The organism is Clostridium sp. MCC328 (assembly GCF_018785465.1).
GTDB lineage: Bacteria > Bacillota > Clostridia > Lachnospirales > Lachnospiraceae > Pilosibacter > Pilosibacter fragilis.
Window position 1 is genome coordinate 393 of record NZ_WQPW01000162.1, and the last position, 2,224, is coordinate 2,616.

Annotated in this window: 2 protein-coding genes; one reads left to right on the forward strand and one right to left on the reverse strand. The window is 46.6% G+C overall.

All coding sequences use genetic code 11. The features are described 5' to 3' along the window. Positions 1 to 121: 121 nt before the first annotated feature. Entirely contained in the window at positions 122 to 1,024 is a 903-nt protein-coding gene (locus tag GPK83_RS16705) for an aspartate kinase (RefSeq protein ID WP_345941842.1), read from the reverse strand. Between the two features lie 286 nt (positions 1,025 to 1,310). Here GPK83_RS16705 and GPK83_RS16710 point away from each other — a divergent pair. Then, positions 1,311 to 2,224, forward strand: a 914-nt coding sequence (locus GPK83_RS16710) for a recombinase family protein (RefSeq protein ID WP_215705346.1), incomplete at its 3' end; no start/stop codon positions are given.

Consider the following 2,224-nt stretch of genomic DNA (forward strand, 5'->3'; position numbering starts at 1 on the left):
AGTGCGATCCTCGCAGTGATAAATCATCGTTTCCAACTCCTTCCGTCTGCTGAAAAAAGCAGCGCGTTACACTATTTTCCATAGTATAACACGCTGCTTCAAAAAAGGAAAGACCGATCGGTCAGTCCTCGTTGCCGGAGAACTTATCGTGCACCACTTTGATGGCGCGGTTTGCATCGTCCTTGTTCACCAATACCGAAATACGAATCTCGGATGTAGCAATCATCTGGATATTGATACCTGCATCATACAGCGCCTCGAACATATCGGAGGCCACGCCCACATGCGTCATCATACCGGCGCCCACCAGGCTGATCTTGGCCACATTATCGTCCACCTCAATGCTGTCATATTCGAGCATATCCTTGTTCTCTTCCAGCACCCGGCGGGCATCGTCCAGGCTGCTCAGCGGGCAGGTAAAGCTGATGTCCTTACTGCCGCCGCGGCCCACAGACTGCAAAATAATATCCACATTTACATTGTGACGGCTCAGCAGCGAAAACACCTTAAAAGCAACACCGGGGCAATCTTCCAGACCCACCAGAGAGAATCTCGCAAAATTATCCATCTTGGCAACGCCGCCGATATTCGTCTTTTCCAATTTTATTACCTCCTTGACTTTTGTGCCGGGTATATTTTTTAGACTGGAAACCACTTCCATATTGACATGGTACTTTTTCGCCAGTTCCACGCTGCGGTTATGCAGCACCTGAGCACTCTGCGAAGCCAGCTCCAACATATCCGCAAAGGTAATTTCCGGCAATTTTTTCGCATTGGGCACCACGCGGGGATCGGCAGTATAAACGCCGTCCACATCCGTATAGATCTGGCAAAGATCTGCATGGAACGCCGCAGCCAGCGCTACCGCACTGGTATCCGAGCCGCCGCGGCCCAATGTGGTTACATCGCCAAAGGAATTGATCCCCTGAAAACCTGCCACGATAATAATATTTCTCTTGTCCAGTTCCGCTTGAATGCGCTCCTTGGAAATTTTTCGGATGCGCGCATCGGTATAGGTTTTCAAAAGGAATACAAAATTCAAATGGCGGCACAGCTATTACTTACAACTCAATTATCTATATCTGAAATTGCAGGAAAAATAGGTTATTCAAATCCAAATAAATTTTCATCTGCTTTCAGGTCTATTATTGGGATGTCTCCGAGAGAGTATCGCAACGCTAAAAAGTAATTGGCTTTTTGGATAGGTTTTGACTTCTTGGAGTGGTTTCCTTTCGGAAAATACAGTATTATGGGCGGTGTGGTTAGATAACTCTAACCGCACCGCTTATTTATTTACGAAAGCTGAGAAAATGGCTAAAGATAATAGAATAACAGCACTTTACGAGCGTCTGTCCCGTGATGATGAGATGCAGGGTGAATCCAACTCCATAACAAACCAGAAGAAGTATCTGGAAGATTATGCAGTGCAACATGGCTTTGGTGATATTCAGCATTTCAGTGATGATGGATATTCAGGAACGAACTTCAACAGACCGGCATTCAATTCTTTGCTGACAGAGATTGAAGCCGGAAGAGTGGGAACAGTGATCGTCAAAGATATGTTCCGATTTGGCAGAAACTATCTGCAAGTAGGTTTCTATACTGAAATGATGTTTCCTAAGAAAAATGTCCGTTTTATTGCAGTAAATAACGGAGTTGACAGTGCCAATCCGGCAGATAATGATTTTACACCATTTCTGAATATCATGAACGAATACTACGCCAGAGACACCAGCCGTAAAATCCGTTCCACTTTCCAGTCCAAAGGCAAGTCCGGCAAGCACCTCACAGGCACGGTCATTTACGGCTATCTTTGGAACGAAGCCAGAGACCAATGGTTGGTTGACCCCGAAGCCGCCGAGGTGGTCAAGCGCATCTTTGCCATGACGATTGACGGCTACGGTCCGTATCAGATCGCCAGCAAGCTGAAAGAAGAAAAAGTCCTCATTCCGTCCGCTTACCTTGCCCGGCACGGCGAGGGCGTGAACAAAAATAAGACCTTCAAAGATGTGTACGGCTGGGGTTCTTCCACCATCTGCAACATTCTTGAAAAGCGTGAATATCTGGGACACACCATCAACTTCAAGACCCGAAAGCACTTCAAGGACAAGAAAAGCCATTATGTCCCGGAGGACGAATGGACAATTTTCGAGAATACCCATGAAGCTATCATTGACCAGCAGACCTTTGACCTTGTGCAGAAAATCCGTGGGAATGTCAGACG